The organism is Streptomyces zagrosensis, from assembly GCF_014203645.1.
Lineage (GTDB): Bacteria > Actinomycetota > Actinomycetes > Streptomycetales > Streptomycetaceae > Streptomyces > Streptomyces zagrosensis.
This window is the reverse complement of the sequence record NZ_JACHJL010000004.1, coordinates 430,256-451,427: the sequence shown is the minus strand read 5'-3', so window position 1 is coordinate 451,427 and position 21,172 is coordinate 430,256. Positions and strand designations below refer to the sequence as shown.

Below are 21,172 nucleotides of genomic sequence, written 5' to 3'. Positions count from 1 at the left end.
GCGGAACCCGCACGGCGCGGCGCCTTCGGTTCAGTGCTGTGCGGCCGGAGCGTGCTCGCGCGCGCCAGAGTGCCTCCGAACTCGCTGTCGCACCAGCAGGCGGCCGTCACGGAATCAGAGTGTGAGGGCCTGCTGCGGGGTGTGCCCGGACCACACATCGCAGCAGGGCGAGGATGTGCTCTCGGCGAGAAGTTGCGGCGCTGATCCGAAGGGCCGTCGTCATGCGACGAGCCTGGGCAGTCGCAGGGGATTCCAAGGCGCGCCGAATGTGGCGCGATGCGGTGGCGGAAACAGACAACACCCCGAGCCGGCCCAGCGACTTACCCACCGCCTGGGTGGCGCGCTAGCGACGCTGCTTCTGGGAGGAAATCCCAGGTTGGAGGCCGTGGCGGGAATCGAACCCACGTAACTCGCTTTGCAGGCGAGCCCCTAAACCACTCGGGCACACGGCCAAGTTCAAGCGTGCTGTGCTCTTGCTGTTTTTCGCGATCCTGCTGTCCTGCTTGCTGTCCTGCTGTTCTTGCTGTGCTTCCGACTCCCTCTCGTTGTCGCTCGCGCTGCTCCGGTTAAGGATGAGCTCGGGCGGCCCGCTGAGGGTTCGTTGCGGTGGTGCTGAGATGACTAAAGCCGGTGCGGGCCGGATTGGTCAACGAACGCGCGGCCCTCGCCATACGACCGCAACATTCTCGCCATGGTCAAAGCCGACCGAGGTGTTCGACGAACCGCCCAGGTGAGCGCCGGTACACACGATCGAATGACGCCGCTCAGCGGCCCCACGAGCATGCCCGATAGGGCAACAAGACTTGCCCTATCGGTCCACTCGGTGAGGGCCGATAAGGGCCATCAGCGCCTCCCTCACGGCACCCTGCCGATTCCCCCGCGCATGCCCCTTGGGGGTGGCGGCCCGGACGAGGGACGTAAACGGCGCCCCGATCGAGTGAGCAGCCTGGCCCGCGAGGGAATTCCGGCCCCCGGGGCTGGTGGTTGGGGCCGTGGCAGGCGGCCTGGGCCCGCCGCGGGCGGCTCGGCTCGGCCCTGTGAGATGGCCGGGCCGCCAGGAGTCGCCGGAGCAACCAGGGCCCGTGGCAGGCGGGACCCGCCGGGTAACCGAGGCTCACGGCAGGCGAGGGGCCGCGAGCCGCTGAAGCGACCAAAGCCCGGGGCCGCCGAGCCGCCTAGGTAACAGGGGCCAGCGGCAAGCGACCCGCACGCGGGTCACACCCCGCGGAGAAAGTCCTCCACCACCGGGCGGAATAGTTCCGGTTCGTCCACCCACGGGTAGTGGCCCACCTCGGGCAGCGGCCGGACGCGGGACTGGGGAAAGGATTCCGCGACCACTTCCCCGGCGCGCATGCCGGTTACCCCGTCCCGGTCGCCGGTCACCACCAGCACCGGGCACTCCACCGCACGTAGCCGCTTGATCAGGGCCAGCCGCGCCGCCTCGTCCACGCCCTGCCAGAACCCGGCCCGCGGCACGGGCCCGAGTTGCCCGCCCTCGCTCTGCGCGTGGGCGCGCTGCGGTGCGTCCCACCGCCCGTACGCCATGGGCGCGGCCCGCCACAACAAATCGCGTACCTCAGCTAGGCCGGTTGCGGTCGGCAGCGCCTGCACGGCCGCGTACGCGTCCTGCCACCAGGGCTCGCCCGCTCGGGCCTCGAAGATCTCCCGGGCGTCGTCGGGAAGTTCGCCTTGCAGCCGGGCGCCGGGGCAGATCAGGAGAAGGTGGGTCAGCCGCTCGGGGTTCGCCGCCGCGTATGCCTGCGCCGTCGCCGCGGCGGCGTCGTGCGCGAGCAGCGCGAACCGCTGAAGTCCGAGGTGCCGGCGCAGCGCTTCGAGGTCCTGCGCGAGGCCGGGGAAGGCGTACTCGCGCGGGTCCGCCGCGGGCGGCGACGCCCCGGTACCTCGGCTGTCGGGGATCACCAACTGCCGGTGTGCGTCGAGTCCGCCGAGGTCACCGAGGTAGGCGGCGTTCCGCCCCGGCCCGCCGGCGAGGCAGACGAGCGGTGGCACGGCGGCACCGTCGCGCGGGGCGAGGACGCGGTAGGTGAGTTCCGTCCCGTCGTACGAGGCGTACTGGTGAGCGCCGGGACGCAGGGCATGTGGTGCGGTGTCATGCGGCATTCGTCCAGCTTGCCGCATCCGCCCCATGGGCCGTGGAGCGGCGTGCGGGGTGGCGGGCGAGCCGCGTACTGGCTGCGCACCGACTGCGTGCTGGCTGCCCACTGGCCGCTTACCGGTCGTGGGCGGGGCTGATCGGACGGTTCGGCGACGCCGAGTGCGCGGGATGACGCTGCGAGGCGTACGCACCCGGCTCGGCATCGCAGCGCGCACAACTGACGGTGGCGCACGAGCCCGACGTGCTGAGAACGGCCACAGATCCCGACGCGCTGAGGACGGCCGCACATCCCGATGCGATGAAGGTGGCCGCAAAGTCGATCCGTAAAGGCTGAGCACGGTGCGTCACCAGAGCGGGCCGCAACGCGCATTCCGTAACCGACCGTGATTTTTGATGCGTGCTGCGTCATGGTGTGCAGCGTGTGAGGTTGCGGCGATGTGTCGGCGCATTCGGGGTTCGTTGAGAGATGCCGCTTCTCCCCAACATCTGCTTATGATGCATGCGTGTTCGATTCCCGGCACATCAAGACCTTCCGCGAAGTCGTCCAAGCGGGCTCCTACTCGGGAGCCGCCCGATCGCTCGGCTATACGCAGCCCGCGATCACCCAACAGATGAAGGCTCTCGAACGCGACGTCGGCACCCCGCTGTTCACCCGGGTTGGTCGGCGGATGCGGCTGACCGAGGCGGGCGAGGCGTTGGCCCGGCACGCCGACGTCATCCTCGACAGCATCGCCGACGCCCAGCAGCAGATGGACGCCATCACTCGGCTGCGCTCGGGCCGGGTGCGGGTGTGCGCGTTCCCCAGCGCCAGCGCGACGCTGATTCCCGAGGCCATGGCCCGACTCGCCGCCGGCCACCCCGGCATCCGCATGGAGCTCCTCGAAGGGGAGCCACCCGACTCGCTGCGCCGGCTGGTGCGCGGCGAGTGCGACATCACGCTCGCCTTCACCTACCCCGGACTGGACGAGGAGGTACCGGACGAGGTGGTGGAGGTGCGGCTGTTCGAAGACCAGCTCATCGTGCTGCTCCCGACCGGGCACCCGCTGGCGCGGCGGCGCGCCGTCAAGCTCGCCGACCTTGCCGACGAGCACTGGATCGCCGGCTGCCTACGCTGTCGCGCCAACTTCCTGCACGAGTGCGCTGAACAGGGCTTCGCCCCCGACATCGCCTTCACCACGGACGACAATCTGGTGGTGCAGAGCCTGGTTGCGGCGGGTGTGGGGGTGGCGATGATGCCTGCCCTGGTGCTGTCCTTCCTGTGCCATCAAAAGGTGACGGGGCGCGCCCTGGACCCGGCCTCACGCCGCCAAGTATCGGCGTACGTACTCCGCGAGCATCTGCGCATCCCGGCCACCGCTCTCGTTCTCGACGAGCTACGGACCGCTGCCGAACGCCGCGTCGGCTGCTGACCAGGTGGCGGAACCATAAGCAGTTCCCCACACTCGGCCAACGAACTGTTGTTAGACGCAATGACTCTGGCGGCCCGACGCTTCGAGTATGCGTACTCCGACCGCTCCCACGCCCTTCCGGGCCGCTCGCACGACCACGCGTCTCAACGCACTCGTCGAGGACGTCCGCGAGGCCGTCGGCCGAGGTTTGCCGCCGGACCCGACGGCTTACCTCGTGGGCGAACGGCTCGGCCCCCATCTGACCTGTAGCGACCTCCTTACCGACGAACAGTGCGAGGGCGACACCGACCACTACCGGCAACATCTGCTGTACGCCGAGCCGGACGGCAGCTTCTCGATCGTGGCCCTGGTGTGGCTGCCCGGCCAGTTGACCTCCATCCACGACCACGTTTCCTGGTGCGTGACCGGCGTGCACGAGGGCGAGGAGAGCGAGCGCCGCTACCGCCTCGTCTCCGATGGCGCCACCTCGCGACTCGTCGCCACCCAGGACGTCATCAACCCGCGCGGCTCGGTCAGCGGCTTTGCGCCCCCCGGAGACATCCACCGAGTCAGCAACGCCGGTAACGACACGGCCATTTCCCTCCATATCTACGGAGCCAACGTCGCGCGGCTCGGCACCAGCGTGCGCCGGGTCTACGAGCTACCCGCGGACGAGCTGTGAGCCGGCCGCGTACGGCACGTCGGACGCACCTGCACGCCGTGCGCCCCCCGCACACCCCAGAGCCGACACGGCCAGCCCGCACCACGGCACGGACGGACACGCCGGGCATGCCGGGAACGATGGGGGCCGCGGCAGCGCCGGGCACGACCGACACGACGGACGCGGCGACACACACGACGGACGCGGCGAGAGCGTCCGGCACGGCGGGTCTGACGCAGGCGCGGCGAGCCGCCGAAACCATAAGCGAGGCAAAGACGCCACGCGGCGCCGATACGGCGCCGGCGACGGCCGATGGCCTGCGCACCGCCGTGCCCCCACCACCCTCCGAAGTTGCCCGATCGAGCAGTCCAGCAGGGGACAAACCGCCCCCTAAAGTTGCCCTTTCGGGCAAGGCGAACGGGCTTGCGCTCGCCGTTCTCGGCGTCGCCGTGGCCTGGTTGGCGCATCACCTGGCGCCCGCCGTACCGATGTTGACCATCGCGGTGGTGCTCGGCATCGTCGCGGCTCATCTGCCGGGCCTGCGCACGCTGGTACGGGGCAGTTGCCGCGCCGGCCTCTCGTACGCAGGAAAGCGGCTGATGCGGCTTGGCATCGTGCTGCTCGGCCTCAAACTCAGCTTGGACGATGTCCTTGACCTGGGATGGGCGACGGTGGGCATGGTGTTCGCCGTGGTTGCGGCCACCTTCTTCGGCACCCTGTGGCTCGGCCGCAAGCTCGGTCTGAACGGCGACCAGCCCCTGTTGATCGCCACCGGCTACTCGATCTGCGGCGCGTCGGCCATCGGCGCGGTCAGCGAGGCATCCGAGAGCGACGAGCGTGACGTGGCCACCTCGGTGGCCCTGGTCACCCTGTGCGGCACCCTCGCCATCGTCGTACTGCCGCTACTCCAACACCCCCTCGGCCTCAGCGACGCCGAGTTCGGCCGCTGGGCTGGGGCGAGCGTGCACGACGTGGGCCAGGTGGTGGCCACCGCGCAGACCGCCGGTTCCGGCGCGCTGAGCGATGCGGTCCTGGTCAAGCTGATGCGCGTGGCGATGCTCGCCCCCCTGGTGGCGGCCGTCGCCCTGTCCGTACGCGCACGGTCTCGCTCTCGTACGGCCCCCCGAGAAGCCGGGGTTGACGCGACGTCCACCGCATCCGCGAACCAGGCCGGTACGGCTGCGGGCGCCACCGATGCCACCGATGCCGCCGCGCCGGCGGCCCGACCCAGCGCCGGGCCCGGGGCGCGGCGCCCGCCCCTGGTACCGCTGTTCGTCCTCGGCTTTTTGGCGATGGTCGCGCTGCGCAGCACCGGGTGGCTGTCCGGCGGCGCCATCGACACGGCCGATCATGCGCAGGAACTCCTGCTCGCCGCGGCGCTCTTCGGCCTCGGCAGTGCGGTGCACCTGCCGTCGCTGGCGCGCACGGGCGGCCGGGTCGCGGCGCTCGGCCTGTGCTCATGGCTGGTAATCGCCGGTGCGTCGTACGCGGGCGTCCTGCTGACGACCTAGCCTCCCACTGCCTCCACTGCCTCCACTGCCTCCACTGCCTCCACTGCCTCCACTGCCTCCACTGGCACCACCACCACCTCCCCAGCCGGTCCGCCCGGTTCCGGGCCCACCACCCCCGGGCCCGGGGCCGGCGCGCGGGCCCTGCCGCCGCCGCGGGACCCTCAGCCGCTCCCTACGGAGCCGTTACCCCGACCTCCCGCAGAGCCGTAAGCGTCCTCCTAACAGCCGTGATTCAGCCCCCAACGCGGCAGCACAGCCGGTACTCCGACCCCGAGACGTAGGCCGGATGGACGAGGCGAAGCCCATCGTGCGACAGGGGTGTACACGGCTCATGGCCCTTACGCTGACGCCATGACCGACCTCGATCCGCACGGTGTGGACACGGCCGGGGCCCCGGCCCACGCCGTCGGCGCGGGTGCGGCTCCCGCCGCCCCCGACATATCCGGCTCCGCACCCGGCCCCACCGCCGTAACCCTTCCCAGCCCCGCCACCGAAGCACCACCCGCCACCTCCGCCACTGCTGCCTCCGCTGCCACCGCCGCTGTGGCCATCGAATCGGCCCCCACCGTGCCCGGTCCCGACCTCATCGCCACCCCTGGTCCCGTGCCCGGCCCCGACCTCACCCCCACCCCCACCCCCACCCCCGGTCCCGACCTCTCCGCCGAGCCGGCTGCCGACGAACGCACCGTGCTCAGCCGGGCCTACCGCGCGCTCACCCTCGGCATCATCTCCGTCGTCTCGCTCATCGCCTTCGAGGCCAGCGCGGTCAACACGGCGATGCCGGTGGCCGCGGAGAGCCTGAACGGCGTGGAGTTGTACGCCTTCGCCTTCTCCGGCTACTTCACCGCCAGCCTGTTCGCGATGGCGCTCTCCGGCGAGTGGTGTGACCGCAAGGGCCCGCTCGCGCCGCTGTTCGCGGGGATCGCCGCGTTCGGGGCCGGCCTGGTGGTCGCGGGCTCGGCCCAGCAGATGTGGATGTTCGTGGCCGGTCGTGGCGTCCAGGGCGTTGGCGGCGGCCTGGTCATCGTGGCGCTGTACGTGGTGGTCGGCCGCGCCTATCCCGGGCGGCTCCAGCCCAATGTGATGGCCGCCTTCTCGGCCGCCTGGGTGCTGCCGGTGATCGTCGGCCCGGTGGTGGCCGGGACGATCACCGAGCACATCGGCTGGCGCTGGGTCTTCCTCGCCATCCCCCTGCTGATACTGCTGCCGCTCGCGGTGATGCTGCCCGCGCTGCGCGGGCTCCCGCCGGGTGAGCGCAGCCCGGCGATGAACCGCCGCCGCATCCTGCTGGCCCTCACGGCCGCTGCGGGGGCGGGGCTGCTCCAGTACGCGGTGCAGGACCTGCACTGGCTCTCCCTCATACCTGGCATCGTCGGAGCGGCGCTGCTGGTGCCGTGCATCCTGCGGCTGCTGCCAGCCGGCACCTTTCGCGCCGCGCGCGGGCTGCCATCGGTGGTGCTGCTGCGCGGCCTGGCCGCCGGAACCTTCCTCGGCGCCGAGAGCTTCGTTCCGCTGATGCTGGTCACCGAGCGCGGCCTGTCGCCCACGGCGGCCGGTCTCTCGCTCACCGGCGGCGGCCTGACCTGGGCCCTTGGCTCGTACACCCAAAGCCGTCCACGCCTTGAGGCGCACCGAGAGCGGTTGATGGTCCTTGGCATGTTGCTGATCGCGATGTCCATCGGTCTTGTCGCGACCGCGCTGATCGACGGGGTGAGCCCCTGGGTCGTTGCAGTGGCCTGGGTCATCGGCGGCATGGGCATGGGCATGACGATCTCCGGCGGCAGCGTGCTGCTGCTCAAGCTCTCTGGCCCGCAGGACGCGGGCTCCAATGCCTCGTCCCTCCAGGTCTCCGACGCGCTCGGCAACATCACGCTGGTCGGGGCGAGCGGTGTGCTCTTCGTCGCCTTCGGCGGCGGTTCGGCGACCGGGACGCACGACGCGTCGGCCGCCGCCGGATCGTCCAGCCACCCGGCCGCGTTCGTGGCCGTCTTCCTGGGCATGGCCGCGATGGCGGTGGTGGGGGCGGCGGTGGCGACGAGGTTGCGGCCAGGAAAGGAGTAGTACCGCGTGGTACTACGCGGTACTGTTAGGCCATGGCTGGTCTGAATCTGAGATTCACAGAAGAAGAGCTAGACGCCCTACGAGAGCGCGCGGAGGCGGAGGGGCGCAGCATGCAGTCGTTCGCCCACGACGCCGTGGTATCCGCGATCAACGAGCATTCCCGTCTCTTCAACGAGGCGGCCGACCACGTGCTGAAGGTGAGCGCCGAGCTCAATCGGAGGCTCGCCTGATGCGTTACCTGGCACTGCCGCAGTTGCTGGGCCTCGCGGAGCGTCTGGGGGCGAGCGAGGTACGCGACTACGGGCTGTTGGAGTCCGCGCTGGCTCGCCCCCAGGCCAGCGTGTTCGGCCAAGACGCCTACCCCGATGTGTGGCAGAAGGCCGCCGCACTCATGGAGTCCTTGGCCCGTAACCACGCCATGGTGGATGGCAACAAGCGCCTCGCCTGGTACGCGACCTGGGTCTTTCTCCACATCAACGGCCACCCGCTGGCCGAGGGCTTTGACGTGGACGAGGCCGAGCGTTTCGTACTGAGCGTGTGCCAAGGCGAGCTGGACGTACCCAAGACCGCGGAGTCGCTGCCGCGGTTCGCCGCAGCCGAGCAGTAGGTCGCTCACGTCACGACAAGCCGGACCGGGACCGGGGGAGTGTGAGCTGAGTCCCACCCTCAGCCACCCTCCCCCCATCCGTCCGTGCCGGGCCCGGCGGCACAGGTAGGCTGACGCGGTTGCCGATCCCGAGTCCAGCCCGACGGAGACCGTGACTACCACAGCGAATCACCACCTCTCACCTGCCTTTCCCGGCCGGGCCCCCTGGGGTACCGCGAACAAGCTGCGAGCCTGGCAGCAGCGGGCGATGGAGAAGTATCTCCAGGACCAGCCGCGCGACTTCCTGGCCGTCGCGACTCCTGGCGCAGGCAAGACCACCTTCGCCCTGACGCTGGCCTCCTGGCTGCTGCATCACCACGTCGTGCAGCAGATCACCGTGGTCGCCCCGACCGAGCACCTGAAGAAGCAGTGGGCGGAGGCCGCGGCCCGGGTCGGGATCAAGCTCGACCCGGAGTATTCGGCGGGCCCGCTCAGCCGCGAGTACCACGGCATCGCCGTGACGTACGCGGGTGTCGGCGTGCGCCACATGCTGCACCGCAACCGCTGCGAGCAGCGCAAGACGCTGGTCATCCTCGATGAGATCCACCACGCGGGCGACTCCAAGTCCTGGGGCGAGGCGTGCTTGGAGGCGTTCGACCCGGCGACCCGCAGGCTCGCGCTGACCGGTACGCCGTTTCGCTCCGACACCAACCCGATTCCGTTCGTGGTGTACGAGGAGGGCAACGACGGCATCCGCCGCTCATCGGCCGACTACACCTACGGCTACGGCAACGCGCTCGGCGACGGCGTCGTCCGCCCGGTGATCTTCCTGTCGTACAGCGGCAACATGCGCTGGCGGACCAAGGCGGGCGACGAGATCGCCGCCCGGCTCGGCGAGCCGATGACCAAGGACGCCATCTCGCAGGCGTGGCGCACCGCGCTCGACCCGCGCGGCGAGTGGATGCCCAATGTGCTGGCCGCCGCCGACCGCCGGCTGACCGAGGTCCGCAAGGGCATCCCGGACGCCGGCGGCCTGGTGATCGCCAGCGACCAGGAGCAGGCCCGCGCGTACGCGAAGCTGCTGCGCGGCATCACCGGCGAGGGGCCGACGGTCGTGCTCTCCGACGAGACGGCCGCCTCACAGCGGATCGATGACTTCAGCGCGTCCGACAGCCGCTGGATGGTCGCCGTCCGGATGGTGTCCGAAGGCGTGGACGTGCCCAGGCTCGCGGTCGGCGTGTACGCCACGACCGTCTCGACGCCGCTGTTCTTCGCGCAGGCCGTGGGCCGTTTCGTACGCTCGCGGCGGCGCGGCGAGACCGCGTCCGTCTTCCTGCCGACCATCCCGACGCTGCTCGACTTCGCGAACGAGATGGAGGTCGAGCGCGACCACGTCCTCGACAAGCCCAAGAAGCAGAACGAAGAGAACCCGTACGCGGAGGAGGACAAGCTCCTCCAGGAGGCCGAGAAGCAGCAGGACGAGGACACCGGTGAGCAGGACCAACTCTCCTTCGAGGCGCTGGAGTCGGACGCGGTCTTCGACCGGGTGCTCTACGACGGCGCCGAGTTCGGCATGCAGGCCCACCCCGGCAGTGAGGAAGAGCAGGACTACCTGGGCATCCCGGGACTCCTGGAGCCTGACCAGGTGCAGCTGCTGCTCCAGCGCCGGCAGGCGCGGCAGATCGCGCACAGCCGAAAGAAGCCCGACGAGGAGGCCGACCTCCTCGAAATCCCCGCCGAGCGCCGCCCCGTCGTCAGCCACAAGGAACTCCTCGCCCTGCGCAAGGAACTCAACGGCCTGGTCGGCGCGTACGTCCACCAGAGCGGCAAGCCGCACGGCGTGATCCACACCGAACTGCGCCGCGTGTGCGGCGGCCCCCCCAGCGCGGAGGCCACGGCCGGCCAACTCCGCGAGCGGATCATCAAGGTCCGCGAGTGGGCCACGCGCATGCGCTGACGCCCGTGCTGCGGCAACTCCCGCGGCGGAGGGACCGGCCGGTCGCTAGGTTTCCGCGGTCGTACGGAACACCGTCGCGGGGCCGCGGGGGTGCCGGCGGCGGTGGGCGGCTCGGCGGCGTGGGGGAGCGGATTCCCGTACGTGTACGACCTCTCGGCAGCGACGCCGACGTACGGCTGCCGGACCGCAACCGGCCACCGCCCCGGTCAACGGCCCCACGGCGTGCCCACTAACCCGGCCCATCGCCTCAAAACGGGGCGGGCGTGGGGCGCGGAGCGGAACGGGTTGACCGGATTGTGGACGAACTCTTCCGCTGAGCGGACTCGCTCGCTAGCGTTCCCCCACGCACACGCCCCGTGGCAGCGCCGCCGCGGAGCGCGGCCGGTACGTGCGAACCGCGACCGGTGGCCTCTTCCGCGCGCTGCCGATGGGACCGGTGGCGCTGGCACGGATGCAGCCGCCACTCACCCGAGGAGGGGCGTCGTGACCGCGGAGACCTCTCAGACGCTCGATCGAGGACTACGTGTCCTCAAATTGCTCGCCGACACCGACCACGGCCTGACCGTGACCGAACTGTCCAACAAGCTCGGTGTCAACCGCACCGTTGTCTACCGTCTACTCGCCACACTCGAACAGCACGCGCTCGTCCGCCGGGACATCGGCGGCCGGGCACGCGTGGGCCTGGGGGTGCTCCGGCTCGGCCGCCAGGTGCATCCGCTCGTCCGCGAGGCGGCCATGCCCGCATTACGCTCACTCGCCGAGGACATAGGCGCCACCGCCCACCTCACCTTGGTGGACGGCGCCGAAGCGCTCGCCGTTGCTGTCGTCGAGCCGACCTGGACCGATTACCACGTCGCCTACCGCGCCGGCTTCCGGCACCCGCTGGATCGGGGTGCTGCCGGGCGGGCCATCCTCGCCGCGCGCAAGGCCCCGGCCGACACCGGCTACGCCTTCACACACGGCGAGCTTGAGGCGGGCGCAAGCGGCGCGGCGGCACCACTGCTCGGAGTGACGGGCATCGAGGGCAGCGTCGGCGTGGTCATGCTCGCTGACTCGGTGCCCGAACGCGTGGGCCCCCGCGTAGTAGAGGCCGCGAAGGAGGTGTCGGACGCCCTGCGCTGAAGCCGGTCCTTAGCTGTCCGGGGTCCGCTGGCTCCGCACCGGCCGGGAGCCGCCGGCTCCCGGCACCGGCGCCGAGCACACCTACCAGTTCGCCGTGGGCCGCCCTGCGCGAGGGGGGCGGCGCGCGGGTCCTTTAGGGTGGCGGACGTGTCCCTTCGCGCTCGTATCCTCGCGGTCTGCTCCGCGCTCGTGCTCGCCCTGCTTGCGGCCGTGGCGTTCGCGCCGTTGCCGTTCTCGATCGCCTATCCCGGGCTGACCGCCAATGTGCTCGGTTCCGACAAGGGCGAGCAGGTGATCACCATTTCCGGTGCGGAGACCCGCAAGACCACCGGGCAGTTGCGGATGACGGCCATCGTCGCGACCGGGCCCACGGTGGACGTACGGCTCAAGGACGTGATCAGCGGCTGGTTCGACACCGGACGCGCGGTCATGCCGCGCGACTCGGTCTACCCGGTCGGCGACTCTCCCGAAGAGGTGGACAAGCACAACCTCAAGGAGATGAAGGAGTCGCAAGACACCGCCGTCCAGGCCGCGTTGAGCTACCTGCACCGCTCGCCGGAGAAGGTACGGATCACGCTGCGGCTCGGCAAGGTCGGCGGCCCGAGCGCAGGGCTGATGTTCTCGCTGGGCATCATCGACAAGCTGGACGGCGACGGCCGCGGCGGCGACCTCACCGGCGGGCGCATCATCTCCGGTACGGGGACGATCGACGCCGATGGCAAGGTCGGCCCGGTGGGCGGCGTGGGCCTCAAGCCGAAGGCCGCCAAGCGCGACGGGGCCAGCGTCTTCCTCGTACCCAAGGAACAGTGCTCCGACGTGACGGAGGAACTACCCAAGGGGCTGAAGCTCATTCCGGTCAAGGAATTGAAGGACGCGGTGTCGTCCCTCCAGGCCCTCGCGGCCGGTAAAGAGGTCCCGAGCTGCTGAGCGGCCGGCTGACGATCCGCAGACCGATCCCGACCAGGGCCCAGCCGAATCGGTCCCGTACGAGGCTGCGCGGAGTGCGCCGATGGCCGTGCCGCGTGGCCTGCGCCCGGCCGTGGGCCAGTCGCCAGACGTCGGCCTCTGTCTGCAACTGCGTCGCGCGGTAGCCGTGCGAGAGCGCGTGGATGTCCGAGTGCATTACGTGGCTTCCTCTCTGGGCTCGTCGTGGTCTCGCTCTTTCGGCTCGTCGTGGTCCCGCGCTGCGCGCTGCTGGCCGCCTTCGCGCGGGAAGGCGTGCAGGTGCAGCCGGACGGAGGCGGCGCCATCGGCATCGGCCGGCACCTGGCCTTGGTACTCCTCGATGACCTCCCGTAGCCGCCCATCGAGCTCGCTCATCAGCTCCGGCGTGAGCCACAGCGTGTGGTCGCTGATGTTCCCGCGGCTGCGCCACTCCTGCGGCCAGGTGTGCAGCGAGCCGAGCCAGGTGGACAACTCGCTGGTGTGGATGCTGGCGATCTCGTGCAGCAGCAGGTCAACGGCGCCGCGTACCTCGGGGTCGGCGTGGCGCAGGAACGTCTCTGGGTCGTCGACCTGGATGCCCTCGTGCATCGCCTTCCACCACCGCTCACGCGCCGTACCGCGCCCGGTCTCTTCCTCGACAAAGCCGTAGGAGGCGAGTTGCCGCAGGTGGTAGCTGGTGGCGCCGCTGGACTCGCCGAGCCGGTCGGCGAGCTGCGACGCGGTCGCCGAACCGTTCTGCCGCAGCAGTTCGAGTAGCCGTATCCGCAGCGGATGGGCCAGACCGCGCAGCGAGCGAGCATCGAGCTGCCGCACGGAGCGCGGCGCCTTCTTGGGGGAGGCCGCTGCGGGTGGATTGGGTGGCGGCGCCTCGGGCGGATTCTCTTCGGTGGCCATACGGCAAGCGTAAGCATGCAAAGAAACCCTTGCAAGGGTTTCTTTGCATTGAATGCTTTGCATTGCTTGCTTTGTAAGGTTCGCTGCTCGGCGCAGTCGTTCTCACCGGCAGTCGTTCTCACCGGCACCAGCCATCCCGATGGCCCCACGGCCTACCCGATGGCAAGCCGGCGGAAGAAGGTCCTGATGTCCGCGACCAGCAGCTCCGGCTGCTCCACGGCGGCGAAGTGCCCGCCCCGCTCGTACGACGTCCACTGCACGATGTGGTTGGTCCGCTCGACGATGTGCCGCAGGGGGATGAAGTTGTCCTGGGGGAAGTCGGCTACGGCGGTGGGCGCGGTGGACGGCGCAGGGGCTGTGCCCCAGGAGTCGGCGTGGGCCCGCTCGTAGTAGATGCGCGCGGCGGAATTGGCGGTACCGGTCAGCCAGTACAGCATCACGTTGGTCAGCAGCAGATCGCGGTCCACAGCCCCCTCCGGACGATCTCTCGAATCGGTCCACTCCACGAACTTCTCCGCGATCCACGCCAGTTGGCCGACCGGCGAGTCCGTGAGCCCGTAGGCCAGGGTCTGCGGCCGGGTGGACTGGATGTCCGCGTACCCTTGCCGTTCGCGCATCCACTGCTGGTTACGTTCCCAGGAGGCCAGCGTGCGCTGCCGCTCCGCGGGGCTCAGCGCGGCCAGCTCGGCGGCGGTGGGCTCGTGCGCCGCCGCCCCGGGCACCAGATTGAGGTGAACGCCGATGACGGCGTCGGGATGCGTCCGGCCGAGCTCGCGCGAGATGCCCGCTCCCCAGTCGCCGCCCTGCACTCCGTACCGCTCGTACCCCAGCCGCCGCATCAGTTCAGCGAAGGCGGCGGCGACCCGGCCCAACTCCCAGCCGGTCTGTGTCGTGGGCCCGGACAGACCGAACCCGGGAATGCTGGGCAGCACGAGGTGAAAGGCCTCAGACGGGTCGCCACCATGGGCCCTCGGGTCGGTCAACGGCCCCGCGACCCGCGCAAACTCAACGATGGAGCCCGGCCAGCCATGCGTCATCAGCAGCGGCGTCGCACCGGGCTCCGGGGACCGGATATGGGCGAAGTGAACGCGCGCCCCGTCGATCGTGGTGACGAACTGCGGCCACTCGTTGAGCCGGGCCTCGGCACCGCGCCAGTCGTAACTGTGCCGCCAGTAGTGCGCCAACTCCTGGAGATATCCGAGAGGCACCCCGTACGCCCACCCGACCCCGGGCAACTCGTCGGGCCACCGAGTGCGGTCAAGCCGCTCGTGGAGATCGTCCAGATCTGCTTGCGGGAAGTCGATACGGAATGGATGCAGGTCTACGGGATGTGTCATGGCCGCCGATGCTAGGGCCGCTGGGCCGCGGCTGGCGAACGGCATTGACCACATGCGGCGGGAGGTCAGCGGCGGGCGGCGGGCCCTCGGCGGCCCTCGGGGGCGAGGCGGCAGGCTCCTGCGGAAGAGTCAGACTCTCGCGGAAGAGGTGGGGGCGCTGGAGTGCTCCCGCACGTACGAAGCCCCGCCACTCTCCGAGTGACGGGGCAGTTTGCGCTGGCGGGTCAGACGCCGAACTCTTCCGCCTTGACTCCGGCGACGAACGCCGACCAGGCTGACGCGGTGAAGGCGAGGGCGGGGCCGCTGGGGTTCTTGGAGTCGCGAACGGGGACGACACCGGTTGTGGCCGAGTGTGCAGGGGCCCACTCGATGCACTCGCCACCGTTGGACTGGCTGTAGGACGACTTCAACCAGATATCTTCAGGGATGGTCATTTCGGTGGTCATTGATAAACCTCCAGCACGTGCCGGATGAATTGCGCGGGCTCAGTCGTTGAACTCGCCTGTTTTAATGCTGGTGATGAATGCGTTCCAGGCGGCTGGTTCGAAGGTGAGGGTGGAGCCGTGGGGGTCCTTGGAGTCGCGGACGGGAACGGTGGTCGGTATCCCTGCGCCGACCTCTACGCACTGGCCGCCGTTGCTGCTGCTGTAGCTGGAGGTGCGCCACGTGACGACCATTTCCAGGCTGTCAGTTGTCACTGCTCAATCTCCTCAATATGCGCGCGAATCAGTTCAGCGGAGCTGTCAGGGGATGCCGCGAGCCCTAGAAGTAGATCGTACGCGTGTCGCGCGTCAACCACTTCTTCGCGCGACAGCGCAGCCCGGCCCTGCGAGAACCCGTCGACGTAGAGCACGTCACCACCTCCGTCGAAGCTGAGCAGCGTGAAGGGGCCTTCGATGCCGGGATGCGCCGCAACCTGGCGCGGGATGATCTGGACGACGCACAGAGGGTTCCGTGCGGCATCAAGCAGCCGATGAAGTTGTTCGCGCATCACATCGCGACCGCCGATGTGCCGCATTAAGGCCATCTCATCAAGTACCACCCACAAGCGTGGGGGGTTCTCGCGCTCGAGAACTTGCTGCCGGGTCATCCGAGCGGCCACCAGGTCATCGAGCTGGGCCGGGCGCCGTGCGGCGAGAACGCTTCGCGCGTATGCCTCGGTCTGGAGCAGTCCGGATACGAGTTGCGAGTCAAAGATCCGGATAGCCGTGGCTTGGCACTCAAGTTCGGCGTACGGACGAAACCAATCCGGGTACACGTATTCGAGCACTAGCGAGTGCATCTCGCTGAAGAGGTCAGTCTCAAAGGCGACGTCGAGATCTTGAGCCAATTGCTCCGTAGGGATGCGCTTGGCGTTCTCGATGTAACTAATCATGGCGTTCGTGCTGTGCGCCTTCAGTGCTGTCACTTCCTGTGACCAGCCCATATCCTTCCGGACCTTGCGCAGTCTTCCGCCGAAGAACTGCAACATGCTGCCGCTTTCGGAAGTATGACCACGGTCGTCGGTCTCCATGGGCATGGGCGTTCGACCTCCCTTTAACTTCGCGGGTTTAAGGCCTAGGTACTTACAGCCTACGCACACCTAGCGGATGCTGTAAGTGCTTGATCACACTCAGTGGCCAAGCCGACTCCCTCATTATCTACGTGATTATCTGACGTGCAGTCAAGTCGCTTGCGCGCGAGGGAGGTTGTCGCACACTTCCTGGAGTAAAAGTCATGACGACGATGACCATCAAGGTCTACCGCCGACGCCCCGGCGAGGACCCGCCTCGGATCAGTCGGGCCGCGACGGTTTTCACCATCGAACCCGACGACGTGACGCCCCGGTGGCTGAGAGAGCACTACCCGGCCCGGTGGCCGGACTGCGCTTGCCCCAGCTGCCGCCACCGTGACGGTGGTTGATCCCCATGCAGAAGCCTGAACACTGGCCGCCAGCCCCGGAACCAATCGACGCCAAGCTGTCTCAACTACTAGCGCTCAACGATCAGTTGGCGTCTGACGTACCCCTGGTGGAAGACGCCGACGCCGACGCCAAGCCCAGCACTCAGCCCTGCGCCACGTGCCGGGCGGTGGCCATCGTCCGGGACCGGGCTCGCGCGTTGCGGGATTGGCCGCAGTACCGAGAAGCCGTGGACGCGCTGCACGCGCACCGGGGCGCGGGGCACCGGCGTGAGAACAGTGGGCCGCCCGTGAGCAGTCCGGGTAAGCGGAGCTTGGTGCTGACCGGGCAGCACACCGTACGAACGGTCCAGGGAACCGTCTTGCGGTTCTTCCTCGCCAACGCCAACGCCAACACTGACCGGTCCGACCCCGTAAACGGGTGGGAGCCCGCTACAGACGTAGAGTTTCAACAAGCTTACGAGGGCGCGCTGTTCGACCCGAAAGCTCTAGCGGAAGGCGAGCTGCGTACCAACCCCCACCGCATCCAACTGCCGCTGGACGCGCTCGCCGGGGCGGGCGGATTCTTCTGGTCGGATGGCGCGGATGCTGCCGGGATCATGACCACCAACGGCAAGACACCCAGCGACTGCGGGCTCGACCACCTCGCCGACACCCCCGCCACCCCAGACAGCACCCCATGAGCGCCCGGCAACTTCGCGTAGCCCTGCTGATCTGGAAACCCCGCAACCCCCACGCACCAGGCGATGTGACCGGCGGTCTGCCGCAGGTTCTCCTCGTGCACGAGGGTGCGCCGCCGTGGTATCTGCCTGGTGTCATCCTGCGCCCTGGTGAGTTGTTGCTGTCCGCAGCCGCACGCACCGCATGCGCACTCGGGCTGCAACTGCCACCTCGCCATCGCGTCCTGGCCACGGACTTCCGCCGCCCCGAGCGCATGACCCTGGTCGTCGATGGCGGATGGACCTCCGGCACCGACGCCCAGGTGGCGGCCGGGGAATTTAGCCTTTGTCACTGCCACCCCACACCCCACCGCCGTCGCTGGGTCGCAAGCGAGGGCTTGGACGACGTCATCACCCGCGCCCTACACGCCGCCCTCACCACCCCACCCCGAAAGGAAACCCGACCATGATCCCCCTGCCCCGCCACTGGCAGACCCACCGGCACGGCTACGCCGCGTTTTGCCTGGGAGACGGCGACGAGTGCGAAGCCGAGGCAGACGACAGGCTCACCATCGCCGAGGTAGACGTGTGGATGGCCACTCACCGTGCCCACAGCGGCCACGCCCGCTTCCACGTCTCTACCTTCGGCACCGCCGACCTCTGCGAAAACGAACCACCACTCCGCCTACCCACCGCCACCCCCGCACTCCAACTCCTCGCCACCACCGCACTCACCCACATCAACCACCTCTGGACCCACCACTACACCCGCACCCTCGCCCACCTGAACCAGCGAACACCACGACGCACAGGCAGCAGGCGATCGGGCAGGTAGCGGACACCCGCACGGGCCCCGATTCGCGGCTGGGGCCCATGCGAAACACCACTGCCGGGAAGGTTTCGATCAGCGAGTTGGACCGCCACCTCCGTACGAACCGGAGACCACTGCCTCCGGCGGCCCGGCCGGGATGGCGCTCGCGCACACGCTGTTCCACACGGACAGTACCGGCGTACTCGGCGGCTAAGGCCGTGCGCCCCCACCTCGCCTGGGTGCTGGCCGTCACAACTGCCCGGCGAGATCGCGCACCTCCGCACCGCCGTGACCGTCGTTCTCGCGGGAGCCGCATGGCACAACGAAAAACGGAATGTTCAGCACCAAGCTTCGGGCGAAGTCGCGGCCATCGCAGTCCCTACCCGGCACCAATCCAGCGCAAGTCCAACCAGCACGTCCCCAGCACGTCCCCAACACGCGCCCGCCGCTAAGCGGGGCCGTCCACCGCCATGGTCTGTTGTGTACACATGGGTCACTCGGTACGCTTGAGCGCATGACGCAGCCTCTGCCCATAGAGTCCATCCGCGATGTGCGCGCCCACCTTGCCGAGGTGGTGGAGCGCGCTGATCGCGACGACGTGCCCACTGTCATCACGCGCCGCGGCAAGGAGGTCGCAGCGGTGGTCTCCATCGAGGTGCTGCGCAGGTACCAGGAATGGGAAGAGCGCGAGATCAACCGCATCATCGACGAGCGCATGGCCAATTCGGCACCCGGCATCCCGATCGAGGAGATCATGAGGGAGACGCTGGCGCGCAGTGAGTGAGTACCGCACCGTCTTCCGACCCGACGCCCAAGCCGAGCTTCGCAAGATCCCGCGCGACATGGCCCTCCGTGTCCTGGCCAAGCTGACCGAGCTGGAGACCGACCCGATGGGGCTCAAATCCACCGCTCTGGTCTCCCAGCCCGACCGCCGCCGCCTACGGGTGGGCGGCTATCGGGTGCTCTACACGATCGACAACGGCGAGCTGGTGGTGTGGGTGGTACACGTCGGGCACCGCCCCACCGTCTATGACACCTGAACGCCCCTACACGAAGTCAGGTCCCGCACCGATCCAGCACGGGATCGCCGCTGGGGTGGTCGGGCTCACCAGAGCCCGACCACGTGCCCCGCGGACCTCGACGCGCGCCACCTCAGCCCTCCAAGCCTCAGCCCCCTCCAAGCCTCAGCCCCTCCAGGAACCAACCCGCCCCCGAATCAGCCCTCCTTCACGAACCCCTCGTCCACCAGCCAGTCAAGCGCCACGTCGTGCGGGTCATCGCCGTCCACGTCCACCTTCGCGTTGAGCCGCTGCGCTACCGCGTTGGTCAGCTTCTTGGTGATCGGGTTGAGCACGTCCGCGATCTCGGGGTGCTTCTTGAGCGCCTTGCCGTTGATCTCCGGGGCGGCGTTGTAGTTGGGGAAGAAGTGCTTGTCGTCCTTCATCACCACCAGGTTCATCGCCTGAATGCGCCCATCGGTGGCCGTGACCTCGCCGAAGGTGCAGGCCGAGCCCTTGCTCACCTCGCGGTAGATGACCCCGGCGTCCATCTTCCGCACCCGTGAGCCGGGGAGCTTCATCCCGTACGCCTTACGCATCCCGGGCAGGCCGTCATCGCGCACCGAGAACTCGGTCTCCACACACAGCGTCGGCGGCGAATCCCGTTTGGTCGCCGCGGCCACGTCCGAGAGGTTCTTGGTGCCGTACTTCTTGGCGTTCGCCTCGTTCGTCGTCAGCGTGTACGTGTTGTTGAGCTGGCCGGGCTGTAGCCATTCGATGCCGCTCTTGTGGTCCGCGTCGCGTACCGCGAGCCACTGCTCGTGCGGATCGGTGATCGGCTTCTCGTTGCCCTGGTAGGTGATCCAGGCGGTGCCCGTGTACTCGTACATCGCGTCCGCGTCACCGGACTTGATCGCCTCCCGGGCCCCGATCGAGCCCTGGATTCCCGTGCGGTCAAGCACCTTCGCCCCGGCCGCCTGGAAGGCGATGCCCATGATCTGGCCCAGAATGATCTGCTCGGTGAACTCCTTTGACGTCACGGTCAGGTCGGCGCCCTTGAGCGGCTTACCTTGGCCTATCGTGCCCGGCTCCACATCGTCGGCCATGATGCTTCCGCTGTGCAGCCCGCAGCCGCTCAGCAGCGCCGGGGCCAGCAGCGCCGCCGCGAGTCCCGCGCCGAGCACCGTCCGACTCCGCCGCGGGGCACCCATGCGGGCGCTCACCCGGGCACTTATTCGGGCGCCCAACCGGGTGCGCCCCTGGGCAGCCCCCTGGGGCGGGCTCGTATCAGGTGTCCTCATGCGTCCCCCTCAAGCCCGCGCGGGCGCAGCAGCAGTTCGACCACAGACGCCAGCCAGTCCACCAGCAGCGCGAGCGCCACCGTGAGGATGGACCCGAGCACCAGGACCGGCATGCGCTGGTTGTTGATGCCGGTGGCGATCAGGTCGCCGAGGCCGCCGGCGCCGCCGAAGTACGCCAGCGTCGCCGTGCCGACGTTGAGCACCAGGGCGGTGCGTACGCCAGCCAGGATCAGCGGCACGGCCAGCGGCAACTCCACCCGCCCCAGCACCCCAAGTGCCGACATGCCGATGCCGCGTGCGGCCTCTACCAGTGTGGGATCGATGGCGCGTAGGCCCGCGACCGTGTTGGAGAGTACGGGTAGTACGGCGTACGCGACGATGCCGAACAGCGCCGCTTTGGTGCCGATGCCCATCCAGATCACCAGCAGCGCCAGCAGCCCGATGGCGGGGGTGGCCTGGCCGATGTTGGCGATGGCCATCACCACCGGGACCGCGGACCGCAGCTTGCGCCGGGTGAGTGCGATGCCCAGCGGAATGGCGATGATCAGCACAAAGAACGTGGAGATCACGGTGAGTTCGATGTGCTGCCGCAGCCGCAGCCACACATTGCCGTCCGCGATGGCGTTGCGCGCGATGGAGTCGAGATCGGCGCCTTGGAACCATAACCAGGTGGCCAGCAGTCCGACCGCGACGGTGACGGGCAAGAATGTGAGCTTTTGCCAGGTCAGCCGGGGTGCCGGGGCGATTGCCGGGGCGAGCGGCTGCCGTTCGGGTTCCTCGACGCGTAGGTCGTCCCGGAAGGCCAGGCCGCGCACCTCGTGCTCACCGGCCGGCCGGCCTCCCTGCATCGGCTCGGGCCGCACGCGTTCGCTTCGGCCGCGTTCCACCCGGTCCGGGCTGTGGTGCCTGCCACGGTCGTGACTCGA

At 69.1% G+C, this 21,172-nt stretch carries 22 protein-coding genes and 1 tRNA gene; 14 read left to right on the top strand and 9 right to left on the bottom strand.

Annotated elements, in window-relative coordinates:
- Window positions 1-377 precede the first annotated feature (377 nt).
- Window positions 378-452, bottom strand: a tRNA-Cys gene (locus FHS42_RS11000).
- A gap of 763 nt (window positions 453-1,215) precedes the next feature.
- Window positions 1,216-2,121 (bottom strand): alpha/beta fold hydrolase, encoded by a 906-nt coding sequence (locus FHS42_RS10995; RefSeq protein ID WP_184571470.1) that lies wholly within the window; start codon window positions 2,119-2,121, stop codon window positions 1,216-1,218.
- A gap of 498 nt (window positions 2,122-2,619) precedes the next feature.
- Here FHS42_RS10995 and FHS42_RS10990 point away from each other — a divergent pair, with 498 nt between their 5' ends.
- From FHS42_RS10990 to FHS42_RS10950, 9 genes are all read left to right on the top strand, one after another.
- Entirely contained in the window at window positions 2,620-3,525 is a 906-nt protein-coding gene (locus FHS42_RS10990) for a LysR family transcriptional regulator (RefSeq protein ID WP_184571468.1), read from the top strand.
- Between the two features lie 88 nt (window positions 3,526-3,613).
- On the top strand, window positions 3,614-4,186 hold the full coding sequence (locus FHS42_RS10985; RefSeq protein WP_184571466.1) for a cysteine dioxygenase family protein: 573 nt from the start codon (window positions 3,614-3,616) through the stop codon (window positions 4,184-4,186).
- Between the two features lie 107 nt (window positions 4,187-4,293).
- A complete protein-coding gene (locus FHS42_RS10980; protein ID WP_246494468.1) occupies window positions 4,294-5,676 on the top strand; it encodes a YeiH family protein in 1,383 nt (460 codons plus the stop codon).
- A 351-nt stretch (window positions 5,677-6,027) separates the two neighbouring features.
- Window positions 6,028-7,737, top strand: a complete 1,710-nt coding sequence (locus FHS42_RS10975) for an MFS transporter (protein WP_246494467.1) — start codon at window positions 6,028-6,030, stop codon at window positions 7,735-7,737.
- A 32-nt stretch (window positions 7,738-7,769) separates the two neighbouring features.
- Window positions 7,770-7,967: an Arc family DNA-binding protein gene (locus tag FHS42_RS10970; protein ID WP_184571464.1), complete on the top strand. Its 198-nt coding sequence runs from the start codon at window positions 7,770-7,772 to the stop codon at window positions 7,965-7,967.
- Window positions 7,967-8,344, top strand: coding sequence for a type II toxin-antitoxin system death-on-curing family toxin (locus FHS42_RS10965; protein ID WP_184571462.1), 378 nt, complete (start codon window positions 7,967-7,969; stop codon window positions 8,342-8,344). The genes FHS42_RS10970 and FHS42_RS10965 overlap by 1 nt, the downstream gene beginning before the upstream one ends.
- A gap of 151 nt (window positions 8,345-8,495) precedes the next feature.
- A complete protein-coding gene (locus FHS42_RS10960; protein ID WP_184571461.1) occupies window positions 8,496-10,280 on the top strand; it encodes a DEAD/DEAH box helicase in 1,785 nt (594 codons plus the stop codon).
- A gap of 483 nt (window positions 10,281-10,763) precedes the next feature.
- Window positions 10,764-11,402: an IclR family transcriptional regulator gene (locus FHS42_RS10955; protein ID WP_184571459.1), complete on the top strand. Its 639-nt coding sequence runs from the start codon at window positions 10,764-10,766 to the stop codon at window positions 11,400-11,402.
- 147 nt (window positions 11,403-11,549) lie between these two features.
- Complete coding sequence (locus FHS42_RS10950) at window positions 11,550-12,329, top strand: S16 family serine protease (protein WP_184571457.1); 780 nt, start codon at window positions 11,550-11,552, stop codon at window positions 12,327-12,329.
- A 195-nt stretch (window positions 12,330-12,524) separates the two neighbouring features.
- Here the strand turns inward: FHS42_RS10950 and FHS42_RS10945 are convergent, their stop codons facing one another.
- From FHS42_RS10945 to FHS42_RS10925, 5 genes are all read right to left on the bottom strand, one after another.
- Window positions 12,525-13,241 carry a winged helix-turn-helix domain-containing protein gene (locus FHS42_RS10945; RefSeq protein WP_184571455.1) on the bottom strand — a complete coding sequence of 239 codons (717 nt, stop codon included), beginning with the start codon at window positions 13,239-13,241 and terminating at the stop codon, window positions 12,525-12,527.
- 152 nt (window positions 13,242-13,393) lie between these two features.
- Window positions 13,394-14,578, bottom strand: a complete 1,185-nt coding sequence (locus FHS42_RS10940; RefSeq protein WP_184571453.1) for an epoxide hydrolase family protein — start codon at window positions 14,576-14,578, stop codon at window positions 13,394-13,396.
- Window positions 14,579-14,802: 224 nt separating this feature from the next.
- Entirely contained in the window at window positions 14,803-15,024 is a 222-nt protein-coding gene (locus FHS42_RS10935) for a DUF397 domain-containing protein (RefSeq protein WP_184571451.1), read from the bottom strand.
- A 39-nt stretch (window positions 15,025-15,063) separates the two neighbouring features.
- Window positions 15,064-15,276 carry a DUF397 domain-containing protein gene (locus tag FHS42_RS10930; protein ID WP_312866822.1) on the bottom strand — a complete coding sequence of 71 codons (213 nt, stop codon included), beginning with the start codon at window positions 15,274-15,276 and terminating at the stop codon, window positions 15,064-15,066.
- Entirely contained in the window at window positions 15,273-16,097 is an 825-nt protein-coding gene (locus FHS42_RS10925) for a helix-turn-helix domain-containing protein (RefSeq protein ID WP_246494466.1), read from the bottom strand. Before FHS42_RS10925 ends, FHS42_RS10930 begins: the two co-directional genes overlap by 4 nt.
- Before the next feature lie 388 nt (window positions 16,098-16,485).
- On the opposite strand from FHS42_RS10925, the gene FHS42_RS10920 reads away from it, so the two are divergent.
- The 5 genes from FHS42_RS10920 to FHS42_RS10900 all read left to right on the top strand — a co-directional run bounded on the left by FHS42_RS10920 (window position 16,486) and on the right by FHS42_RS10900 (window position 18,987).
- Window positions 16,486-17,160, top strand: a complete 675-nt coding sequence (locus tag FHS42_RS10920) for a hypothetical protein (protein ID WP_184571449.1) — start codon at window positions 16,486-16,488, stop codon at window positions 17,158-17,160.
- Entirely contained in the window at window positions 17,157-17,606 is a 450-nt protein-coding gene (locus FHS42_RS10915) for an NUDIX hydrolase (RefSeq protein ID WP_184571447.1), read from the top strand. Before FHS42_RS10920 ends, FHS42_RS10915 begins: the two co-directional genes overlap by 4 nt.
- A complete protein-coding gene (locus tag FHS42_RS10910) occupies window positions 17,603-17,971 on the top strand; it encodes a hypothetical protein (protein ID WP_184571445.1) in 369 nt (122 codons plus the stop codon). Before FHS42_RS10915 ends, FHS42_RS10910 begins: the two co-directional genes overlap by 4 nt.
- 490 nt (window positions 17,972-18,461) lie before the next feature.
- Window positions 18,462-18,731 (top strand): type II toxin-antitoxin system Phd/YefM family antitoxin, encoded by a 270-nt coding sequence (locus FHS42_RS10905; protein WP_184571443.1) that lies wholly within the window; start codon window positions 18,462-18,464, stop codon window positions 18,729-18,731.
- Window positions 18,724-18,987, top strand: a complete 264-nt coding sequence (locus FHS42_RS10900) for a type II toxin-antitoxin system RelE family toxin (protein WP_184571441.1) — start codon at window positions 18,724-18,726, stop codon at window positions 18,985-18,987. Before FHS42_RS10905 ends, FHS42_RS10900 begins: the two co-directional genes overlap by 8 nt.
- A 176-nt stretch (window positions 18,988-19,163) precedes the next feature.
- Here FHS42_RS10900 and FHS42_RS10895 read toward each other — a convergent pair whose 3' ends face one another.
- Both FHS42_RS10895 and FHS42_RS10890 read right to left on the bottom strand, forming a co-directional pair.
- A complete protein-coding gene (locus tag FHS42_RS10895) occupies window positions 19,164-20,156 on the bottom strand; it encodes a glycine betaine ABC transporter substrate-binding protein (RefSeq protein ID WP_184571673.1) in 993 nt (330 codons plus the stop codon).
- A gap of 86 nt (window positions 20,157-20,242) precedes the next feature.
- A complete protein-coding gene (locus FHS42_RS10890; protein WP_184571671.1) occupies window positions 20,243-21,094 on the bottom strand; it encodes an ABC transporter permease in 852 nt (283 codons plus the stop codon).
- Window positions 21,095-21,172 lie beyond the last annotated feature (78 nt).